Here is a 19,163-nt window from a genome sequence, read left to right as displayed (position 1 = left end):
TTCCGGACGCCAGGTAAACAGCATTTGAGGAGATCCACGTGGCCAGCTTTGTAGACCGGGTAGTCCTGCACGTATCCGGCGGATCGGGCGGCCACGGATGCGTCTCCGTCCACCGCGAGAAGTTCAAGCCCCTGGGTGGACCCGACGGCGGCAACGGCGGCAACGGCGGTGACGTGATCCTTCGCGTCGATCACCAGACCACCACACTCCTCGACTACCACCACGCACCCCACCGGCATGCCAGCAACGGCGGTCCCGGCATGGGTGACTGGCGCGGCGGTAAGAACGGCGAGACCCTGGTGCTGCCCGTGCCGGACGGTACCGTGGTCAAGACCAAGGACGGCACCCTGCTCGCCGACCTCGTAGGTGAAGGTGCTGAGTACGTGGCGGCCGCCGGAGGCGTGGGCGGGCTCGGCAACGCAGCACTCTCCTCCCAGAAGCGCCGCGCCCCTGGCTTCGCCCTGCTGGGCCTTGAGGGTGACTCCCGCGACATCGTGCTGGAGCTGAAGTCCATCGCGGACATAGCGCTGGTGGGCTTCCCGTCCGCGGGCAAGTCCAGCCTCATCGCAGCGATGTCCGCCGCCCGCCCCAAGATCGCCGACTACCCGTTCACTACGCTGGTTCCCAACCTCGGCGTGGTGCAGGCAGGCGATGTGCGTTTCACCATCGCCGATGTCCCCGGCCTCATCGAAGGCGCCAGTGAGGGACGCGGCCTGGGCCACAACTTCCTGCGCCACGTTGAGCGCTGCGCTGCCCTGGTGCACGTGCTGGACTGCGGCACCCTGGAATCGGACCGGGACCCGCTCTCCGACCTCGCCATCATCGAGGGGGAGCTGGAGAAGTACGCCGTCGACATGAGCTATGCCGGCCAGGACGGCGAAGTGGTTCCCCTGAACCACCGCCCCCGCCTGGTTGCCCTGAACAAGGTGGACCTGCCGGACGGCAAGGACATGGCAGAGTTTGTACGCCCGGAACTCGAATCGCGCGGCTACCGCGTCTTCGAAGTGTCCGCCACCAGCCACGAGGGACTGCGCCAGCTCGGCTTCGCCATGGCCGAGATCGTCCAGGCCGCCCGCGACGCCGTAGCCGCCGCCCCGCCCAAGGTCCAGCCCGCCGTGTTGCGGCCCCGCGCCGTGAATGAAGCAGGGTTCAAGATCCGTCGCGAGGAGAAGAACCTGGAGCCGCTGTTCCGCGTCCTGGGCGAAAAGCCCGAGCGGTGGGTCAAGCAGACCGACTTCACCAACGAGGAAGCCATTGGTTATCTCGCAGACCGCCTGGCCAAGCTCGGCGTGGAGACCGAGCTGTTCAAGCAGGGCGCCAAGCCGGGGGACACCGTGGTCATCGGCGGGGATGACGGCGTCGTCTTCGACTGGGAGCCCACCATGATGGCGGGTGCCGAACTCCTGGCCTCACCGCGCGGCACTGATCCGCGGTTCGCCGATATCGGTGACCGCCCCACCCGCACCCAGAAGCGCGAGGAGCAGCAGGAACGCCGGGATGCCAAGGCTGCCGCCCGCGCCGAGCTTGAGGCGGAGCGGAAAGCCGGGATCTGGACCGAATCCGTCAGCGGCCGCCGCGCCGCCCAGCCCCTCAAGGAAAGCGGACTGGAAGCGGACGATGACCTCTAAGAGCACCACCGCTGACCCTGCCCAGCGCATCGCGGACCGAAGTGCGCTGGCAGGTGCCCGGCGCATCGTGGTGAAGGTGGGGTCATCCTCGCTGACCAGCATCAAGGGCGGCATCTCCGAAGAGTCGCTCACGGCACTGGCCGACGCGCTGGCGGCCAAGCGCAACGCCGGCGCCGAGATCATCCTGGTGTCCTCCGGCGCGATCGCCGCCGGACTGGCTCCGCTGGGGCTGGCAAAGCGGCCCCGCGACCTCGCCACCCAGCAAGCCGCCGCCAGCGTGGGCCAGGGACTGCTGATGGCCCGCTACACCCAGGCCTTCGGCGCCCACGGCGTGACCGTCAGCCAGGTCCTGCTCACGGCCGAGGACCTGATGCGCCGCAGCCAGCACACCAACGCCCTGCGCGCCATGGACCGGCTGCTGAACCTCGGGGTGGTCCCCGTGGTCAACGAAAACGACACTGTCGCCACCCACGAAATCCGCTTCGGCGACAACGACAGGCTCGCCGCCCTGGTGGCCCACCTGGTGCGCGCCGACGCACTCGTGCTGCTGTCCGACGTCGACTCCCTGTATGACGGTCCGCCCGCCCAGGGTGCCAAGCGCATCCCCCTGGTCACCGGCGCGCACGACCTTGAGGGCGTTTCCATCGGCAAGGCGGGTAGGGCCGGCGTGGGCACAGGCGGCATGATGACCAAGGTCGAAGCTGCCAGCATGGCGGCAGGCTCGGGCATCCACGCCCTGGTGACCTCCACGCCCAACGCCGCCGCGGCCCTGAACGGCGAGGACGTGGGCACCTGGTTCTCCGTCAACGGCTCCCGCAAACCGGTCCGCCTCCTGTGGTTGGCGCACGTCGCCTCCGTGCAGGGCCGCTTGATCCTGGACGACGGGGCTGTGCGCGCCGTGCGGCACCACCACACCTCCCTGCTGCCGGCGGGAATTTCCGCCATACACGGAGACTTTGAGCCGGGCGATGCCGTGGAACTCGCGGGTGCCGACGGCTCCGTTGTTGCCCGTGGTCTGGTCAACTACTCATCCCAGGAACTGCCCCACATGCTGGGACGGTCCACTCGGGAACTTGGCGAAGAACTGGGCAGTGGCTATGACCGCGAAGTTGTTCATGTTGATGACCTGGTGCTGTTGTGAGCTGCCGGCTCGCCTAAACTTGGAGCATGACTGAAGCCCTGATCCATACTGCTGAAAATTCCGGAACCACTGCTGCGCAGGCGCAGCCGGGTCCGTCGGCAGAGCAGGTATCAGCCGTGGACACTCTTTCCCCCGCGGAAGTGGAAGCGGCCGTCCACGCCATTGCCGACCGCTCCCGCCACGCAGCCCGCCGGATGTCCACCGCCAATCGCGCGTGGAAAGACCGCGGCCTTCGCGCCGTGGGAGCCGCGCTGCAGGAGAACGTCCAGGCGATCCTCGCCGCCAATGCCATGGATGTGCAGCGGGGCAAGGACAACGGCACCTCCAAGGCCCTCCTGGACCGGCTCACCCTCACCGAAACCCGTGTTGCCGGGTTGGTGGCGGCCCTGGAGAACCTGGCCAACCTTCCTGACCCCGTGGGCAACGTGGTCCGTGGCCAGACCCTCCCCAATGGCCTGCGCCTCCGCCAGGTCAATGTGCCCATGGGCGTTGTGGCGGCAATCTACGAGGCGCGTCCCAATGTCACCGTGGACATCGCGGGGCTGGCCCTCAAGAGCGGCAACGCAGTGATCCTGCGCGGCGGCAGTGCGGCGGAAGCCACCAACCAGGTCCTGGTACGCGTGCTTCGTGAAGCCCTTGAATCAGTCGGCCTGCCCGCCGATGCCGTGCAGACCGTGGACCAGTTCGGCCGCGCCGGCGCCAACGTCCTGATGAAGGCACGCGGCCGGGTGGACGTACTGATTCCCCGCGGCGGCCGCGACCTGATCCAGACCGTGGTCACCAACTCCGCCGTGCCGGTCATTGAGACAGGGGAAGGCAACGTCCACATCTTCATCGACGAGTCCGCCGACGAAAACATGGCCGTGGAAATCCTGCTCAACGCCAAGACCCAGCGGCCCAGCGTGTGTAACACCGTGGAGACGCTGCTGGTCCATTCGGGTTCAACCGTGCTGCCGGCCGTCGCCAGCGCCCTCCGGAACGCCGGCGTCCGCCTCCACGTGGACGACCGCACCAAGGCGGCGCTGCCCGGCGTCGAGACCGAGCCGGCGACGGACGCGGACTGGGGCACCGAGTACATGGACCTGGACCTCGCAGTGGCCATGGTGGACAGCCTGGATGACGCCGTCCAGCACATCCGGACCTGGTCCACGGGACACACCGAGGCGATCCTCACCAACCACCTTGCCAACGCGGAACGGTTCATCGCGGAGGTGGATTCGGCGGCGGTGATCGTCAACGCTTCCACCCGGTTTACCGACGGCGGCGAACTGGGCCTTGGTGCCGAGGTGGGGATTTCAACCCAGAAGCTGCACGCCCGCGGCCCGATGGGCCTGACCGAACTCACCACCACGAAGTGGATTGTCCAGGGCGAAGGCCAGGTCCGCGCGTAGCAACGCGGTAACATAGACCAGAACCCGGAAAGCAGCGGTAGGTTCCGCTGCCCGTAATCCTTGAACATAGGGGAGAAAATGCTGCTCCAGCAGATTGCCACGTCCGTCGCCACCGCCGGTGAATCAGGCCATGAGGAGCTTGCTCCGCTGTGGGCTGAGCCGTGGGTATTCGGCGTGTCCATGTTCGGCATCCTGGTGGTCCTGATGTTCATCACGCTCTCCTACACGAACCTGGGCAACCGGCACGCCGCCACCGAGGAACACGCGGATCCGCACCGGCAGCACCCCAACAAGCACGATCGCGGGCAGGGCCACTAAGATTTCCCACAATCTGCACCGCAATGGTGCCCGGGGGAGGCTGCGGCTGGGCGTGATGGGCGGGACGTTCGATCCCATCCACCACGGCCACCTCGTTGCGGCCAGCGAGGTCGCGGCGGAATTCGACCTTGACGAGGTTGTCTTCGTCCCCACCGGGCAACCATGGCAAAAGTCCCATAAACAGGTCAGCGAGCCCGAGCACCGCTACCTGATGACCGTGATTGCCACGGCATCCAATCCGCGGTTCACCGTCAGCCGCGTCGACGTGGACCGTCCTGGTCCCACCTACACCATCGACACCCTGCGCGACCTGCGGGCACAACGCCCGGACGCCGATCTGTTCTTCATCACCGGCGCGGACGCCCTGGCGCAGATCCTGTCGTGGAAGGACATCGACGAACTCTGGTCGCTGGCGCACTTCGTGGGAGTCACGCGGCCAGGACACGTCCTGGACGGCATGGGCCGTGAAGACGTCAGCCTCCTGGAGGTCCCGGCGATGGCCATTTCGTCAACCGATTGCCGTGCCCGCGTGGCGGCGAACAACCCGGTCTGGTACCTGGTCCCGGACGGGGTAGTGCAGTACATCGCCAAGTACGGCCTTTATTCCGACGCCCCCGCAAGCGCGGAGGAACAAACTTCCGAAGCACGCGAACCCGCCAGTACTGAATGAGTTCTCAATGAGTCAGGAACAGCCACCTATCCGCAGCCGCCGGGAACTCCGGAAGGCCAGGGAAGCCCAACAGGCCACCCCACCTTCCTCAGAAGAGCGCCCGCCTGCCGCCGACCGGCCGGCTGACCGCGCCCCGGCACCCGCAGCCCACCCCCAAACGGCCGCGGACCAGACGTCCACGCAGCGTTCGTCCCAGATCCGGGCGCGCGACCGAGCCACGCTTCGCGCCATCAAGGAACTTGAGGAAAAAGAAGGGCAGCTCTCTGCCGGAGGACCACCCACCCGGCGCCAGCTGCGTTTGCAGCAGCTCAAAGAGCAGGCACTGACGGCGGCCAATCCTGTTGTTCAGGCCGCCGCTCCAGCTCCCACTGCTCCGCCATCCCCCGACGCCGGAAAGGGCAGCGGAGCCGGAAGGAAGCGTGAGGGCCAGAAACCGGAGGGCCCCACGCAGGCTTCCGGGAACGTTCCGGATGGCATGACTGTTGAACAGGCGCTGGAAGCGCGCGCACTCATCGCCGCGCAGGCCCGGAACCAGATCGCCAAAATGGAGCACATTGCCTCCATGGATCCCGAAGCCGTGGATCCGGAGATCCTTGCTGAGCAGATCGCCCTCGCCGAACGTGCCGCCGTGCTTAACCGCCGGGCCATGGCCCGGCAGAAACTTGCCGAGCAGGCAGGCACCCCGGCCGTCCAGGCCAGGACCCCCGCTCCCGCGGACAAGCCAGCCCCGGAGACTGCGAACAAGCCCGCCCCGGACACTGCCGCCAAACCCGGCCCCTCCACCGCCAACAACCTGGCAATGGTGACCCCGCTCGAGTTCGTCCAGGTGCCCGGCGTCGAACGTCCGGTGATGAAGCCGCCGGCAACCTCCCATGTTCCGGTGACCACCAGGCCCGGTACGAAGGTTTCCCCGGGTCCAAAGGTGCCGCCAGGTGGGAAACGTAAGCCTGCGGCCCGGCCCAAGGCACCTGTGGCTGACACCGCCGCCGGCCGTTCCCAGGTCATAGCCCGGGCGGAGGCTGCCGCGAAGGCTGCAAGCCGTCCCAAACCGGTGGCGCAGCCGGTGGGCCAGCCGGCGAACCAGTCGGAGGACCTCTTCGAGGACCTTCCCCGTGTTCCCGCCAGCTCCGCTTATGGGCTCGATCCGCTGGATGCCGCCACGGCCGGCCTGGCCAGGGCGCAGCGGAACCGCATCCTCCAGTTTTGCATCCTCGCGTTCGGGATCCTGGCCCTCGTTGCCGGCATCATCCTGATCGTCAGCGGCATGTCCCGCTGACCCGGCCGGCACCAATACTTAACACAATCAAGGAGTCCCGTGACTGCAACAGAATCATCCATCGCCATTGCCCGTACGGCCGCCAAGGCCGCCGCGGACAAGATCGCCCAGGACATCGTCGCCATGGATGTGAGTGAACGCCTGGCCCTCGCCGACGTCTTCCTCATCGCGTCGGCGCCCAGCGAACGCCAGGTCAACGCCATCGTGGACGGCATCGAAGAGGAACTGGCGAAGCAGGACCTGCGTCCCGTGCGCCGCGAGGGCCGTTCCGGCGGTCGGTGGGTCCTGCTGGACTACGCCGACGTCGTCATCCACGTCCAGCACGAGGAGGACCGCGTGTTCTATGCCTTGGAGCGTCTGTGGAAGGACTGCCCCGTGGTGGACCTGCAGCTCGGCGACGACGCCTCCGCCAAGGCCGGCGCAGCAACCGAAAGCGAGTAGGCGCGGCGCCTGGGTGAATATTCCCGATTTGGAATTTTCGGAACTGCTGTTCTAAGATATTTGAGTTGCTTCGGGGGAGACCCCGAAACGAAGCTTGCTTGGAGCGGCAACAATCCGGGGCTGTGGCGCAGCTGGTAGCGCACCTGCATGGCATGCAGGGGGTCAGGGGTTCGAGTCCCCTCAGCTCCACCGGTAAGTCCGCCGGAACCTACGGTTCCGGCGGACTTTTTTGTGTTCCAGCCTCGGTGCGCCTTTGGGGTTTGGCGGCTTGGAGTGTGACTGGGCCTTAGGGCGGCCAATTGGCGTCCAGCGGAAAAGTGCATTACTCTGGTCAGGTTGCTCCGGGGAATTCGACCGGAAGGGACGAAAAGTAAGGGGCTGTGGCGCAGCTGGTAGCGCACCTGCATGGCATGCAGGGGGTCAGGGGTTCGAGTCCCCTCAGCTCCACCGATATAACGAAACAAAGGGAACCATCACTTGGTGATGGTTCCCTTTCTTGTTGCCACCGGCAACCGTTTGTGGACTAAAACTCTTCCGGCGCTGGTCAAAGCGCGGTACAACTGTGATTGAGGGCACATCGTCCCGCCTCCGGACTGCTTTCATCCAAGGCGGCGGCCGCGGGACGCGCTGACGAGGAGGTCACAGATGTCCCACGCAGGTGGTTCCGGCTACGTCCCGAACGGTGAAGCTTTTCCCGAAGGTCGCCTGACACGCGACACCGCCATCCGCGGGCCGGCCAGGCCCGCCCCCTATATCGGCGCCGGCGTCCTGCTGGCGGCCGCCATCCTGTTCCCCCTGATGCCCCAGCTCTACGCCTTTGATGCGCCGCGGCTTGGCGGCCTCCCGTTCTTCTACTGGTACCAGCTCCTGTGGGTGCCGATTTCGGCGATCTTGACCGGCAGCGCGTATTGGCTGGTCACCAAGGAGGACCGACGACGGCGGGCAGAGGCCCGTCCCGGCGGCCCACCCCAGGAGGGGGCAGCCTCCGCCGGGAACGGTTTGGAAGGGGAGCGGCCATGAGCGGGCGGGAGATCAACTGGACGGCGCTTGTCATTGTCGTGCTGCTCTTTGTGGTCGTCGCCGTGATGGGCTTCCTGGCCGCGAGGTGGCGCCGCAGCGCCGAAGTGGAGGGGCTGCACAGCCTGGATGAATGGGGCCTGGGCGGCCGTGGGTTCGGTACCTGGATTACTTGGTTCCTGTTGGGCGGGGACCTGTACACCGCGTATACGTTCGTGGCGGTGCCGGCGGCAATGTGGGCCACAGGCGCGGTGAGCGGCTTTTTCGCGGTCCCCTACACCATCGTTCTGTATCCCATCATCTTCATCATCATGAGCCGGTTGTGGTCGGTGTCCCACCGCCACGGCTACGTCACCTCGGCAGACTTCGTGGGCGGACGGTACGGCAGCCGTTGGCTTTCGCTTGCCGTCGCGGTCACCGGCATCGTTGCCACCATGCCCTACATCGCCTTGCAGCTGGTTGGCATCAAGGCCGTGCTCACGGTTCTTGGCCTGGGCAGCTCCGGGAATGTGTTCTTGACCGACCTGCCGCTGATCCTGGCCTTCGTGGTCCTTGCCGCCTACACGTACACGTCGGGCCTGCGCGCACCGGCGATGATCGCCGTCGTCAAGGACCTGCTGATCTACCTTGCCGTGATCGTTGCGGTCATCTACCTGCCCATCAAGTTCGGCGGTTGGGACACGATCTTTGGTTCGGCCCAGTCAAAGCTGGGCACAATCAACCAGGCTACGGGCAAGCCGGCGGGCGTCTTCATTCCGGGAGCAGCCAACTACTCGGCCTACTGGTCACTTGCGCTGGGTTCGGCCATGGCGCTGTTCATGTATCCGCACTCGGTGACGGCGGTACTGGCCTCCAAGGCCCGCAACACCATCCGGCGCAACGCGGCCATCCTGCCGCTGTACTCGCTGATGCTTGGGTTCCTTGCCCTGCTCGGCTTCGTTGCCATCCAGGCGGGCACCAAGCCCATCGACCTGGACGGCTCGGTCAACCCGCAGCTGGTGGTCCCGCAACTCTTCCTTGACCACTTCCCGGCATGGTTTGCCGGCATCGCGCTGGCCGCCATCGCCATCGGCGCCCTGGTGCCGGCAGCGATCATGTCCATCGCGGCCGCCAACATGTTCACGCGCAACATCTACCGCGATTTCATTCGTCCCGACGTCGATCCCAAGACCGAGGCGAAGGTGTCCAAGATCGTCTCGCTGGTGGTGAAGGTGGGTGCCCTGGTCTTCGTGATCGCCATGGACCAGTCGGCAGCCATCAACATGCAGCTGCTGGGTGGCATCTGGATCCTGCAAACCTTCCCGGCGGTGGTGGCAGGCCTCTACACCCGTTGGTTCGACCGCTGGGCGCTCCTGATCGGTTGGGCGGCTGGCATCATCTTCGGCACCGTCTCCGCCTACAACGTGGTCAACCCGGTCACCAAGGCACACTTCGGCGGCTCGGTTGCCCCCATCCCCGGAACCGACCTCAGCGTCTACATCGCGGTGTCAGCCTTCGCGCTGAACCTGATAGTCGCCGCCGTCCTGACCCTGGTGATGCGGGCCCTGAAGGTCCGGACAGGCGAGGATCTCACCAGGCCCACGGACTACGAGGCGGACGAAACGGACCCGAAGGTGGTACAGATCGAGAAGACACAGCATTTCACCCAGCCGGGCGGCCCTTCACCGGTCGCCTGAGGGGCTAGACCGCCCTCCTGCCGGGTTACGTCCCGGCAGGAGGGCGCCCACATTACAGCCAGGCGTTCCGCCGCAGCGGCGGTTCTTCCCCGCCCGGCCGCCGGACCAGGACCTGGTTGACCCCGGTCAGCCCATTTTCGAATCCCAGTGCGCTGGCTGCCATGTACAGCCGCCACACCCGCGCGCGCCCTTCGCCAACCAGCCGCACGGCCTCGTCCCAGTTCTGTTCCAGCCGGCTGACCCAGGCCCGAAGTGTCAGGGCGTAATGGCGCCGGAGGGCCTCCACGTCGAGGACTTCGAACCGGGCGGTCTCCAGGGCGGAGACCATCTCGCCGAGGCTGATCATTTCGCCGTCCGGGAAGACGTACCGGGGGATGAACGAGTCCGGGTCGGGGCTGGTGGGTCCGGCATTCCAGGAGATCGCATGGTTCAGCAGCCGGCCGCCGGGGCGCAGCAGCGCGAAGAGCGCCGTGGCGTAGGCAGGGGTCTGGGCCCGTCCCACGTGCTCGGACATTCCGATGGAACTGATGGCGTCGAACGGTCCGTCCTGCACGTCCCGGTAATCCTGCACGCGAATCTCCACGCTGTCGGTGAGACCGGCGTCCGCCGCCCGCTTGCGCGCCAGAACCGCCTGCTCCGCCGAGAGCGTCACGCCCACGACTGTGACGCCGTACCGGGCTGCAGCATGGATGGCGAAACTGCCCCACCCGCAGCCCACATCCAGGACCCGCATCCCGGGTTGAAGGCCCAGCTTCCGGCACACCAGATCCAGCTTGGCTTCCTGCGCGGCATCGAGGCCGCAGTCTGCGCCGCCGCGCCCGTCAGCGTCCAAGCCGCCGCGGCCCTCAGTGACCACGCCCTGGGCTGGATCCGCGCCCAGGCTGCTGCCAGCCGGCCGTGCGGCCGCATCGGCGGGCCATACCGCGCATGAATACACCATGGACGGGCCCAGCACCAGGGCGTAAAAGTCGTTGCCGACGTCGTAATGGTGCGAAATGGCAGCCGAGTCGCGGCTCCTGGAGTGCATCCTGCCTTTCCCTGCGACGCGCGCCTCCTCCGGCGGAGGGGCCGGGTTGGCCCCGACGGCCCCGAGCCGGACGGCGGTGCGCAGGAGCAGCCAGAGTTCGCCTGGGGAGAGCGGGCGGAACGGACCGGGCTCGGCGAACTTTCCAGCCGAACTCAAGGCCGTGAACGCGGCGAAGATATCGCCTGGGGCATCGATGTCGCCGGCTACATACGCCCGGCTCAGCCCCAGTTGCCCGGGCGACCAGAGCATCCGCCGCAGGGCCTTCCGGGATTTGAACTCCAGGACCGGGGCACCCGCTGGACCCGCCTCCGACCCGTCCCACGCCCGCAGCCGCAGTGGTATCTGCCCGGTGCCCAGCACCACCCCCAGGGCTTTTTCCAGCCGGGCGGCGTGGCCCTTGCTTCCGTTTCCGTTTGGTACTGCTGCTCCCGTCTCCATGCGCCCACCCTAAGGCCGCGCTGCCCTCCGCGACTATCATGGGGGAGTGATTCCTGACCCAACCGATGTGGTGGTCATCGGGGCGGGCCAGGCCGGCCTGTCGGCCGCCTACCACCTCCAGCGCCGGGGGCTCGACTATGCCGTGCTCGACGCCGAGGAAGGTCCGGGCGGCGCGTGGCGGCACCGCTGGAAGAGCCTGCGCATGGCCACGGTCAACGGGATCAGCGACCTGCCCGGCATTCCCAAGCCCGAGGTGGATCCCGCCGAACCCAGCTCCGAGTTCCTGACCCGCTACTTTGGCACCTATGAAGCGGAGCTGGGTCTCTCCGTCCGCCGTCCCGTCAAGGTGCGCGCTGTCAGACGGGAAGACGACAACCCCGCCGGGCGGTTGCGAATCGAAACATCCGACGGCGACTGGAGCGCCAAGGCACTCATCAATGCCACCGGTACGTGGACCCGCCCCTTCTGGCCCATTTATCCCGGCCAGGACTCGTTCCGCGGCCGCCAGTTGCACGTTGCCGACTACGTCTCGGCGGACGAGTTCCGCGGTAAGCACGTCATCGTCGTGGGTGGGGGCATTTCGGCCGTCGGCCTGCTTGAGGAAATTTCCCGCGTCACCACCACCAGCTGGTTCACCCGCCGGGAACCAGTGTGGCGGGACGCGCCGTTCGATGCCAAGGCAGGCCACGACGCCGTGGCGCTGGTGGAGGAACGGGTCCGCCGTGGGCTTCCGCCGCAGAGCGTGGTTTCCGTGACGGGACTGATCTGGACTCCTGCGCTGCGCGCCGCCAAAAAACGCGGCGCACTCGACCGGCAGCCCATGTTCACCTCGATCGAGCCAGATGGGGCCCGCCGGGCGGACGGCAGCCTCCTGAAAGCCGATGTCATCCTTTGGGCCACCGGCTTCAGAGCCGAACTGGAACACCTCGCTCCGCTTCACTTGCGGGGACCCGGCGGCGGGATCGCCATGGAGGGCACCCAGGTGGCAGCCGAGCCGCGCGTCCACCTGGTCGGCTACGGCCCGTCGTCGTCCACTATCGGCGCCAACCGCGCAGGCCGCGCAGCCGTGGCGGCGATTATGGGACTGCCTGGAATGGCGGCAGCGGCAGAACCGGTAACGTGGGGGTGATGCCCCGGGCGCCGGGGACGGCAATCGCAACAGAAGGCGGCAGGGCACCGGTGGCAGCAAACACCTTGGAGGACGTTTTCCGCGTCCTGCGCCGGCGGCCCGACGTGGAGGCCCCCAACCTTCAGGCCTGGGACGCCACGGACCGGCTGCTGCTGGAGACAGCAGTGCAGCTCGGGAGGTCCGGCAGCAGCTTCGCTGTCATCGGAGACCGTTACGGCGCCTTGACGCTCGGCGCTTCCGCAGTGCTTGCCCCCGCGTCCCTGCGTGTGCACCAGGACCTCATCACCGGGGAAAGGGCGCTGCGGCTCAACGCGGCCGACTTGTCGAATGGGTTGCAAACCGGCCGGGAGGCTGCCGAAACCGAAGGTGCCGAAACCGGGTTTGTCCAGCTGCCCCTTGGCCGGGAGCTGCTGGAGGGAGCAGAAACCGTCCTGCTGCAGCTTCCCAAGACCCTTGCCGAACTGGAGGAAATTGCTACGGCCGTAGCGCGGCACGCGGCACCGGACGTCCGGTTGCTGGCAGGGGGCCGCATCAAGCACATGTCACTGGGCATGAACGCGGTCCTGGAACGGTACTTCGTGTCGGTGCAGCCGCAGCTCGCCCGGCAAAAATCACGGGTCCTGCTCTGCGCCGGGCCCAGGCCTGCCAGCGCCGCCCCACGTTTCCCCGTGGTGGAGCACGTTGCCGAGCTGGACCTGGACGTGGCCGCGCATGGCGCCGTGTTCGCCGGCCCACGGCTCGACATCGGCACACGCTTCCTGCTGACGTTCCTGCCTGCCATGAAACCGGCACGGCACGCCGTGGACCTTGGATGCGGCACCGGGATCCTGGCTGCAATGTACGCCCGGAAGTTCCCTGCCGCATCCGTAACGGCAACGGACCAGTCCGCAGCCGCCGTCCGGTCCGCCCTCGCCACCGCCCAGGCGAATGGGCTCGCCGACCGGATCACCGTCCTGCAGGACGATGCGCTCAGCAGCTTTGCCGATGCGTCCGTGGACGCCGTGCTGCTCAACCCGCCCTTCCACGTCGGCGCCGGTGTCCATGCCGGAGCGGGCCTGAAGATGATCGAGGCCGCCGGCCGTGTCCTGGCTCCCGGCGGCGAACTGTGGACGGTCTTCAACCGGCACCTGGCCTACCAGCCGGCACTGGAACGCTGTGTAGGGCCCACCGTGGTGGAGGGCCGGAACACCAAGTTCACCGTCACCCGGAGCACCCGCAGCCCCTGCTGACGGGAAAAAAGACATCGCGCCGCGCCGCCGTTCCCGCATGTGGGCGGCGGCGCACCCGTAACGTACGATTCAAAGCATCACCATCACCGGTAGCCGAAGACGTTTAGGGGACACAGTGTCTGAGATCCGCCAATCCTCTCCGAGACGCGGAACCAACTTGCCCAGGATGGGGGACTTCAACCTCACTGTCATCCTTGACGCAATCCGCAGGACCTCCGGTGGTCTCAGCCGGGTAGAGCTGGCCCAGATCGTGGGCCTGTCCCCCCAGACCATCTCCAATATTTCCCGCCGCCTCCTGGACCAGAACCTGATTGTCGAGGCCGGCAAGGAGGGCACCGGTCCGGGCAAGCCGCGCACTATCCTGCGCCTGAATCCCGGCGGCATGTACGCCCTGGGGGTCCACCTGGACCCGGCTGTCACCACTTTCGTGGTGCTGGACCTCGTGGGAGCGGTGGTGCGGCATTCAAGCATCAAAACCCCCGGCGGCAACGATCCCGCCGCGGTCATCGCCACCATCACAGCGGAAATCGCCCAGCTCGTGGAGGACTCGGGCGTGGACCGGGGCCGGATTGCGGGACTGGGAGTGGCCGCCCCCGGCCCCATCGACCTGGACCATGGAACAGTGGTGGACCCGCCCCTGCTTCCCGGCTGGGACAGGGTGGAACTGCGGGACGCGCTGGCCAGGGCCACCGGCTACTCAGTACTTGTTGACAAGGACGTCACCAGCGCCGCAGTGGCGGAAACCTGGGCGGGTGGCGCCAGTGGAGCCGGCAGCTTCATCTTCATGTACATGGGCACAGGCATCGGCTGCGGCATCGTGCTCAACGATGAGGTTGTCCGCGGCACCTCCGGCAACGCCGGCGAGATCGGCCACATCGTGGTGGACCCGGACGGTCCGCTCTGCGACTGCGGCCAGCGCGGCTGCGTCAAGTCCTCCGCCATCCCGCAGGTCCTGGTGGCCGAGGCCGAAGCCGCCGGCATCCTGGACGGCACCCGCGCGGGGAACAGCGGCGCCGAAATCCAGCAAAGTTTCTCCCGGCTGTGCGAACTTGCCGATGCCGGCAACGAAAAGGCCGCCGCCATCCTGGATAAGTCCGCGGTCCTGGTGGCCCGGGCGGCGTCGGTGGTCACAAACGCCCTGGACGTTGAAAGGGTTGTTTTCGGTGGCCCCTTCTGGAGCGGGCTGGCCGAACGCTACCTTGAACGGATCCCGCCGCTGCTGGACGGCAACAGCGCTGCCCGCCTCATCCACCCCATCGAGGTGGTGGGCACAGGCGTGGGGGAGGACGTGGGAGCCATCGGGGCCGCGTCCCTGGTCCTGGAACACACCCTCGCCCCCCGCGCCCAGCGGCTCTTGCTGGAGAGCTGACCAGCATGTTTCGACGGGCATCCAAGACAGCATCCCTGCTCGCCGCCGCGGTCCTGGTCCTCGCAGCCTGTACGCCCGCAGATCCGGGCGGCGGCGATAAGACCATCAAGGTGGCCTACCAGAAGACAGACTCGTTCACCGCCCTGGACAGCATGCTGCAGGAGGCGAAGAAGGAGTTTGAATCCGCCAACCAAGGCGTGAAAGTCGAACTGCAGCCCATCCAGGCCAGCGACGAGGACTACGGCACCAAGCTGGCCCTGGCCCTGCGGTCGCCCTCGACTGCCCCGGACGTCTTCTACGAAGACACCTTCAAGGTCCGCTCCGATGCGGACGCCGGGTACCTCATGAACCTGGACAGCCGCTTGGCGGGCTGGGGGGACTGGGGCGCTTTCGACAACGCAGCGAAGGAAGCGGGGAAAGCGGACGACGGCGGCACGTACGCAGTGCCGTTGGGCACCGACACGCGGGTCATCTGGTACAACAAAAAGGTTCTTGCGGCAGCAGGCATTGGACTGCCCTGGCACCCGTCCAGCTGGCAGGACATCCTGGACACCGCGCGGAAGATCAAAGCCGCCAACCCGGACGTGATCCCCTTCAACATGTACGCCGGAAAGGGTACCGGTGAAGGAACCGTAATGCAGGGGTTCTACGAACTCCTGTACGGCACCGGATCAAGCCTTTACGACCAGGACTCCAAAAAATGGGTCGTAGGCTCGCCCGGCTTCAAGGACTCGCTCACCTTCCTCGAGACGCTCTATGGGGAGAACCTGGCCGTTCCTCCGGCCGAAGCGCTGGACCCGAACGTCTGGAAGAAGGTGTTCGGCGAGTGGTTCCCCAAGGCAAAACTGGGAGCAACCGTGGAAGGCTCCTACGCGCCGTCGTTCTGGCAGGCCGGCGGGAGCTACGCGTGGCCCGGTTACGAGCAGGAGATGGGCGTCGCACCGTTCCCCACGCAGAAGGGACAGGCGCCAGGCAAGGTCAGCATGTCCGGGGGATGGACGCTGGCCGTTGGCGCGGAAACCAAGCAGCCGGACCTGGCCTTCAATTTCCTCACCACCGCCCTCAACGCAAAGAACTCGCTGGCATTCACGCTGGCCAGTTCGCAGATCGCCGTCCGCAACGACGTCGCCGCCGACCCCGGCTACCAGTCCGCCAACCCGTTCGTGAAGGATGTCTCCGGCCTGGTGTCCGTCACCCGGTTCCGGCCCGCCACCTCCGACTATCCACGGATTTCCGCTGCCGTCCAGGAAGCCACCGAGGCCGTCATCACCGGCAATCGGACCCCTGAGCAGGCGGCGGCCGACTATGACACGGCCGTGACCGGCATCGTGGGCGGCGACAAGACCATCCGGAAGTAGCGGTGGCCGCCAACCACCGCGGCCGGCAGGTGCTCCGCTACCTGCCGGTCCTGCCCGCCGTCGTGCTGCTGGCCGTGTTCCTGGCCGGCCCCGTGCTGTGGGCCTTCCACGCCTCGCTCACCAACGCCGGACTCACCGGCAAGCACGCCAGGAACCCCGAGTGGGTGGGGCTGGAGAACTACCAGCGGCTGTTGCAGGACCCCGCCTTCCCGCTTTCGCTGGCGCTGACCGTCCTGTTCGTTGCAGGCTCGGCCGTCCTGGGCCAGAACGTGCTGGGACTGACCCTGGCCGTCCTCATGCGGCGCGCACGCCCTATGGTGTCGGCAACTGTTGGCACCGCCGTCGTGGCCGCCTGGGTCCTGCCGGAGATCGTGGCTGCCTTCGCCGCCTACGCCTTCTTCAGCCGGGACGGGACGCTCAACCAGTTGCTTGGCGCGTTTGGGCTGGCGGAGACCGACTGGCTTTACGCCGTTCCGATGGTGGCCGTGATCCTGGCGAACACCTGGCGCGGGACGGCCTTTTCGATGCTGGTGTACCGGGCCGCGCTGAACGGCGTCCCGGCCGAGCTGACCGAGGCTGCACAGATGGACGGTGCCGGTGCCTGGCAGCGGCTGGTGTTCATCACCCTGCCGGTGATCCGGGGCAGCATCGCCACCAACCTGATGCTGGTCACGCTGCAGACGCTGGCGGTCTTCACCCTGATCTGGGTCATGACGGCCGGTGGCCCTGCCAACGGCAGCACCACCTTGCCTGTCCTCGCCTACCAAGAGGCCTTCAAGTTTGGCGACATCGGCTACGGTACGGCCGTCGCCGTGGTCCTCATCCTGATCGGGGCCGTGTTCGGGCTGGCCTACCTGCGCCTGCTCAGGGAGCAGAAACCGTGACAGGCCGGCATGGACGTACCCGGAGCGTGTGGGCCGACGTGGTCCTGGTGCTGATCGGTGCGTGTTTCCTGCTGCCGCTGCTGTGGCTGGTCCTCGGTTCCCTGGACCCGGCCGCCGGACACGGCACCAAACTTCCGCAGCAGCCCGGGTTGGACAACTTCGCGGCCGTCTTCACTCCGGAGCTGCTGTTCCGGCCACTGTGGAACAGTTTGCTGCTGTCGGCCGGAACCGGCATCGTTACGCTGGTGGCAGCCGTGCTGGCCGCGTATCCACTCTCCCGCTACCGGTCCCGGTTCAACACTCCGTTCATGTCGGCCATCCTGTTCGGCACCTGCCTTCCCGTCACCGCCATCATGGTGCCGGTCTACGGATTGTTCGTCCAGCTTCGGCTGCTGGACTCCATTTTCGCAACGGTGCTGTTCCTGGCCGCTACCAGCCTTCCCATGGCCATCTGGATGACCAGGAACTTCATGGACGCCGTGCCGCTGGCACTTGAGGAAGCGGCGTGGGTTGACGGCGCATCAAGGCTGTCCGGGCTGCGGTCCATCGTGCTTCCGCTGATGGGACCGGGCCTGGGCGTGGTGTTCATCTTTGTGTTCATCCAGGCGTGGGGAAATTTCTTTGTCCCGTTCGTGCTCCTGCTGTCCGAGGCCAGCCAGCCCGCGGCTGTGTCGATCTTCAGCTTCTTCGGCCAGCACGGCGCAGTGGCCTACGGCCAGCTGGCCGCCTTCTCGATTCTCTATTCCGTTCCGGTCCTGGCCCTGTACGTCATCGTGGCGCGCGGTTCCGGCAACGCACTGGCCCTTGCAGGTGCTGTCAGGGGCTAGTCAATGTCCTCGAGCACCACGCCGAAGGGCAGGGTATCGTCGAGGTGCGCCTGGTGGCCGGTGGGATTGTTCACCACCCGGACTCCGTGCAGTTTTTCTGCCGCAGACTGCATCAGGACCGGCCGGACCGTGTCGACGAAGTGCTCGCTTTTACCGGCGAGGTATTCCTTGTAGCTGGCTGGAAGCTCAATCATGGCAAAAGGATAGACCTGCCTGCCACCAATGGGGAGGGGTGCCCATTGCCGGACTCCCGGTGCCCGGCTTGGATAGGATGGCGGACGGGACATGGCCGGCCCGGCCAGCGCGACCAACGCCGTCATCAGGGGGAATACAGTGCTTTCGACCAGCGTGCCTGCAAGAATCCAGCCGGCGGAGCTGGCCAGGGCGCAGCAGGTGGTGGCCAATATTTCCCGCAGTTTCGATGCAAAAGTGGTGGGGCAGTCCCTGCTGCGGGAGTCGCTGCTGGTGGGACTGCTGACCGGCGGCCACATCCTCCTGGAAAGCGTCCCGGGACTGGCCAAAACCACGGCGGCACAAACCCTCGCCGAAGCTGTGAGCGCCGAATTCCGCAGGATCCAGTGCACCCCTGACCTGCTGCCCAGCGACATCGTGGGAACACAGATCTACGATGCCGCCAAAGGGACCTTCCGTACCCAACTCGGCCCGGTGCATGCCAATATCGTGCTGCTGGATGAGATCAACCGCTCCAGCGCCAAGACCCAAAGCGCCATGCTGGAAGCCATGCAGGAACGCCAGACGTCCATCGGAGGACAGGACCACCCCCTGCCCTCGCCGTTCCTGGTCCTGGCAACCCAGAATCCCATCGAGCAGGAGGGAACCTACCAGCTGCCCGAGGCGCAGATGGACCGGTTCATGCTCAAGGATGTGCTGGACTATCCCACTCCCGTGGAAGAAGCGGAGATCATCCGCAGGATCGATGCCGGCGTCTACACCCGCGAACAAAAGCCTGCGGCTGCAGCCTCCCTGGACGCCATCACCGAAATCCAGGCTTTGGTGGGACGGGTCTACCTCGACCCGGCGGTCATCAACTACATCGTGGGCCTCGTCTACGTGACGCGGAACGCCTCCCAATACATCGACGCCCGGCTGGCCGGCTTCATCGAATTCGGTGCCAGCCCACGCGCCAGCATCGCCTTCAGCCAGGCGGCGCGGGCGGTGGCGCTGCTGAACGGCCGCGACCATGTCATCCCCGAGGACGTCAGGTCGCTGGCCCACCGGGTACTGCGGCACCGGTTGATCCTGAACTTTGACGCCGTGGCCGAGCAGGTCCCGGTCGAATCGGTGATCGACGCCGTCGTCGCCGCCGTCCAGACTCCCTGACCC

18 protein-coding genes and 2 tRNA genes are annotated in these 19,163 nt (G+C 66.7%); 18 read left to right on the top strand and 2 right to left on the bottom strand.

What is annotated here, in order from left to right; translation table 11 throughout:
* The first annotated feature begins 38 nt into the window (after positions 1–38).
* From obgE to mctP, 11 genes are all read left to right on the top strand, one after another.
* Positions 39–1,628 (top strand): GTPase ObgE, encoded by a 1,590-nt coding sequence (gene obgE, locus LFT44_RS11565; protein ID WP_236798591.1) that lies wholly within the window; start codon positions 39–41, stop codon positions 1,626–1,628.
* Positions 1,618–2,769, top strand: a complete 1,152-nt coding sequence (proB, locus tag LFT44_RS11560; protein WP_236798590.1) for a glutamate 5-kinase — start codon at positions 1,618–1,620, stop codon at positions 2,767–2,769. Before obgE ends, proB begins: the two co-directional genes overlap by 11 nt.
* A gap of 26 nt (positions 2,770–2,795) precedes the next feature.
* Positions 2,796–4,160, top strand: coding sequence for a glutamate-5-semialdehyde dehydrogenase (locus LFT44_RS11555; protein WP_236798589.1), 1,365 nt, complete (start codon positions 2,796–2,798; stop codon positions 4,158–4,160).
* A gap of 78 nt (positions 4,161–4,238) precedes the next feature.
* Positions 4,239–4,478, top strand: a complete 240-nt coding sequence (locus LFT44_RS11550; protein WP_236798588.1) for a hypothetical protein — start codon at positions 4,239–4,241, stop codon at positions 4,476–4,478.
* Between the two features lie 55 nt (positions 4,479–4,533).
* Positions 4,534–5,148: a nicotinate-nucleotide adenylyltransferase gene (gene nadD, locus LFT44_RS11545; RefSeq protein WP_235009459.1), complete on the top strand. Its 615-nt coding sequence runs from the start codon at positions 4,534–4,536 to the stop codon at positions 5,146–5,148.
* A gap of 7 nt (positions 5,149–5,155) precedes the next feature.
* Complete coding sequence (locus tag LFT44_RS11540) at positions 5,156–6,424, top strand: hypothetical protein (RefSeq protein ID WP_236798587.1); 1,269 nt, start codon at positions 5,156–5,158, stop codon at positions 6,422–6,424.
* 39 nt (positions 6,425–6,463) lie between these two features.
* Positions 6,464–6,865, top strand: coding sequence for a ribosome silencing factor (gene rsfS, locus LFT44_RS11535; protein WP_142133637.1), 402 nt, complete (start codon positions 6,464–6,466; stop codon positions 6,863–6,865).
* Between the two features lie 116 nt (positions 6,866–6,981).
* Positions 6,982–7,054, top strand: a tRNA-Ala gene (locus LFT44_RS11530).
* A 185-nt stretch (positions 7,055–7,239) separates the two neighbouring features.
* Positions 7,240–7,312, top strand: a tRNA-Ala gene (locus LFT44_RS11525).
* Positions 7,313–7,510: 198 nt separating this feature from the next.
* A complete protein-coding gene (locus LFT44_RS11520; RefSeq protein WP_236798586.1) occupies positions 7,511–7,885 on the top strand; it encodes a DUF3311 domain-containing protein in 375 nt (124 codons plus the stop codon).
* The gene (mctP, locus tag LFT44_RS11515) at positions 7,882–9,558 is read left to right on the top strand and encodes a monocarboxylate uptake permease MctP (RefSeq protein ID WP_236798585.1); all 1,677 of its coding nucleotides are present in this window, start codon (positions 7,882–7,884) and stop codon (positions 9,556–9,558) included. Before LFT44_RS11520 ends, mctP begins: the two co-directional genes overlap by 4 nt.
* Positions 9,559–9,610: 52 nt before the next feature.
* Here mctP and LFT44_RS11510 read toward each other — a convergent pair whose 3' ends face one another.
* Positions 9,611–11,023: an SAM-dependent methyltransferase gene (locus LFT44_RS11510; RefSeq protein ID WP_236798584.1), complete on the bottom strand. Its 1,413-nt coding sequence runs from the start codon at positions 11,021–11,023 to the stop codon at positions 9,611–9,613.
* Positions 11,024–11,069: 46 nt separating this feature from the next.
* Between LFT44_RS11510 and LFT44_RS11505 the strand changes: the two genes are divergently transcribed.
* The 6 genes from LFT44_RS11505 to LFT44_RS11480 all read left to right on the top strand — a co-directional run bounded on the left by LFT44_RS11505 (position 11,070) and on the right by LFT44_RS11480 (position 17,819).
* A complete protein-coding gene (locus tag LFT44_RS11505; RefSeq protein WP_236798583.1) occupies positions 11,070–12,152 on the top strand; it encodes an FAD-dependent oxidoreductase in 1,083 nt (360 codons plus the stop codon).
* Positions 12,153–12,202: 50 nt separating this feature from the next.
* Entirely contained in the window at positions 12,203–13,381 is a 1,179-nt protein-coding gene (locus LFT44_RS11500) for a class I SAM-dependent methyltransferase (RefSeq protein ID WP_236798582.1), read from the top strand.
* Between the two features lie 166 nt (positions 13,382–13,547).
* The gene (locus tag LFT44_RS11495) at positions 13,548–14,750 is read left to right on the top strand and encodes an ROK family transcriptional regulator (protein ID WP_236798581.1); all 1,203 of its coding nucleotides are present in this window, start codon (positions 13,548–13,550) and stop codon (positions 14,748–14,750) included.
* Positions 14,751–14,755: 5 nt separating this feature from the next.
* On the top strand, positions 14,756–16,108 hold the full coding sequence (locus tag LFT44_RS11490) for an extracellular solute-binding protein (protein ID WP_236798580.1): 1,353 nt from the start codon (positions 14,756–14,758) through the stop codon (positions 16,106–16,108).
* Positions 16,109–16,110: 2 nt separating this feature from the next.
* Positions 16,111–16,992: a carbohydrate ABC transporter permease gene (locus tag LFT44_RS11485; RefSeq protein ID WP_236798579.1), complete on the top strand. Its 882-nt coding sequence runs from the start codon at positions 16,111–16,113 to the stop codon at positions 16,990–16,992.
* Positions 16,989–17,819, top strand: a complete 831-nt coding sequence (locus LFT44_RS11480; RefSeq protein ID WP_236798578.1) for a carbohydrate ABC transporter permease — start codon at positions 16,989–16,991, stop codon at positions 17,817–17,819. The genes LFT44_RS11485 and LFT44_RS11480 overlap by 4 nt, the downstream gene beginning before the upstream one ends.
* Here LFT44_RS11480 and LFT44_RS11475 read toward each other — a convergent pair.
* On the bottom strand, positions 17,816–18,013 hold the full coding sequence (locus LFT44_RS11475; protein WP_236798577.1) for a hypothetical protein: 198 nt from the start codon (positions 18,011–18,013) through the stop codon (positions 17,816–17,818). The two genes, LFT44_RS11480 and LFT44_RS11475, sit on opposite strands and share 4 nt — an antisense overlap.
* A 139-nt stretch (positions 18,014–18,152) precedes the next feature.
* Between LFT44_RS11475 and LFT44_RS11470 the strand changes: the two genes are divergently transcribed.
* Positions 18,153–19,160: an AAA family ATPase gene (locus tag LFT44_RS11470; RefSeq protein ID WP_236798576.1), complete on the top strand. Its 1,008-nt coding sequence runs from the start codon at positions 18,153–18,155 to the stop codon at positions 19,158–19,160.
* Positions 19,161–19,163: the final 3 nt, after the last annotated feature.

This window comes from Arthrobacter sp. FW306-05-C (genome assembly GCF_021801725.1).
GTDB lineage: Bacteria > Actinomycetota > Actinomycetes > Actinomycetales > Micrococcaceae > Arthrobacter.
The sequence above is the reverse complement of the archived record's forward strand: the minus strand, read 5'-3'. Positions and strand labels throughout refer to the sequence as shown.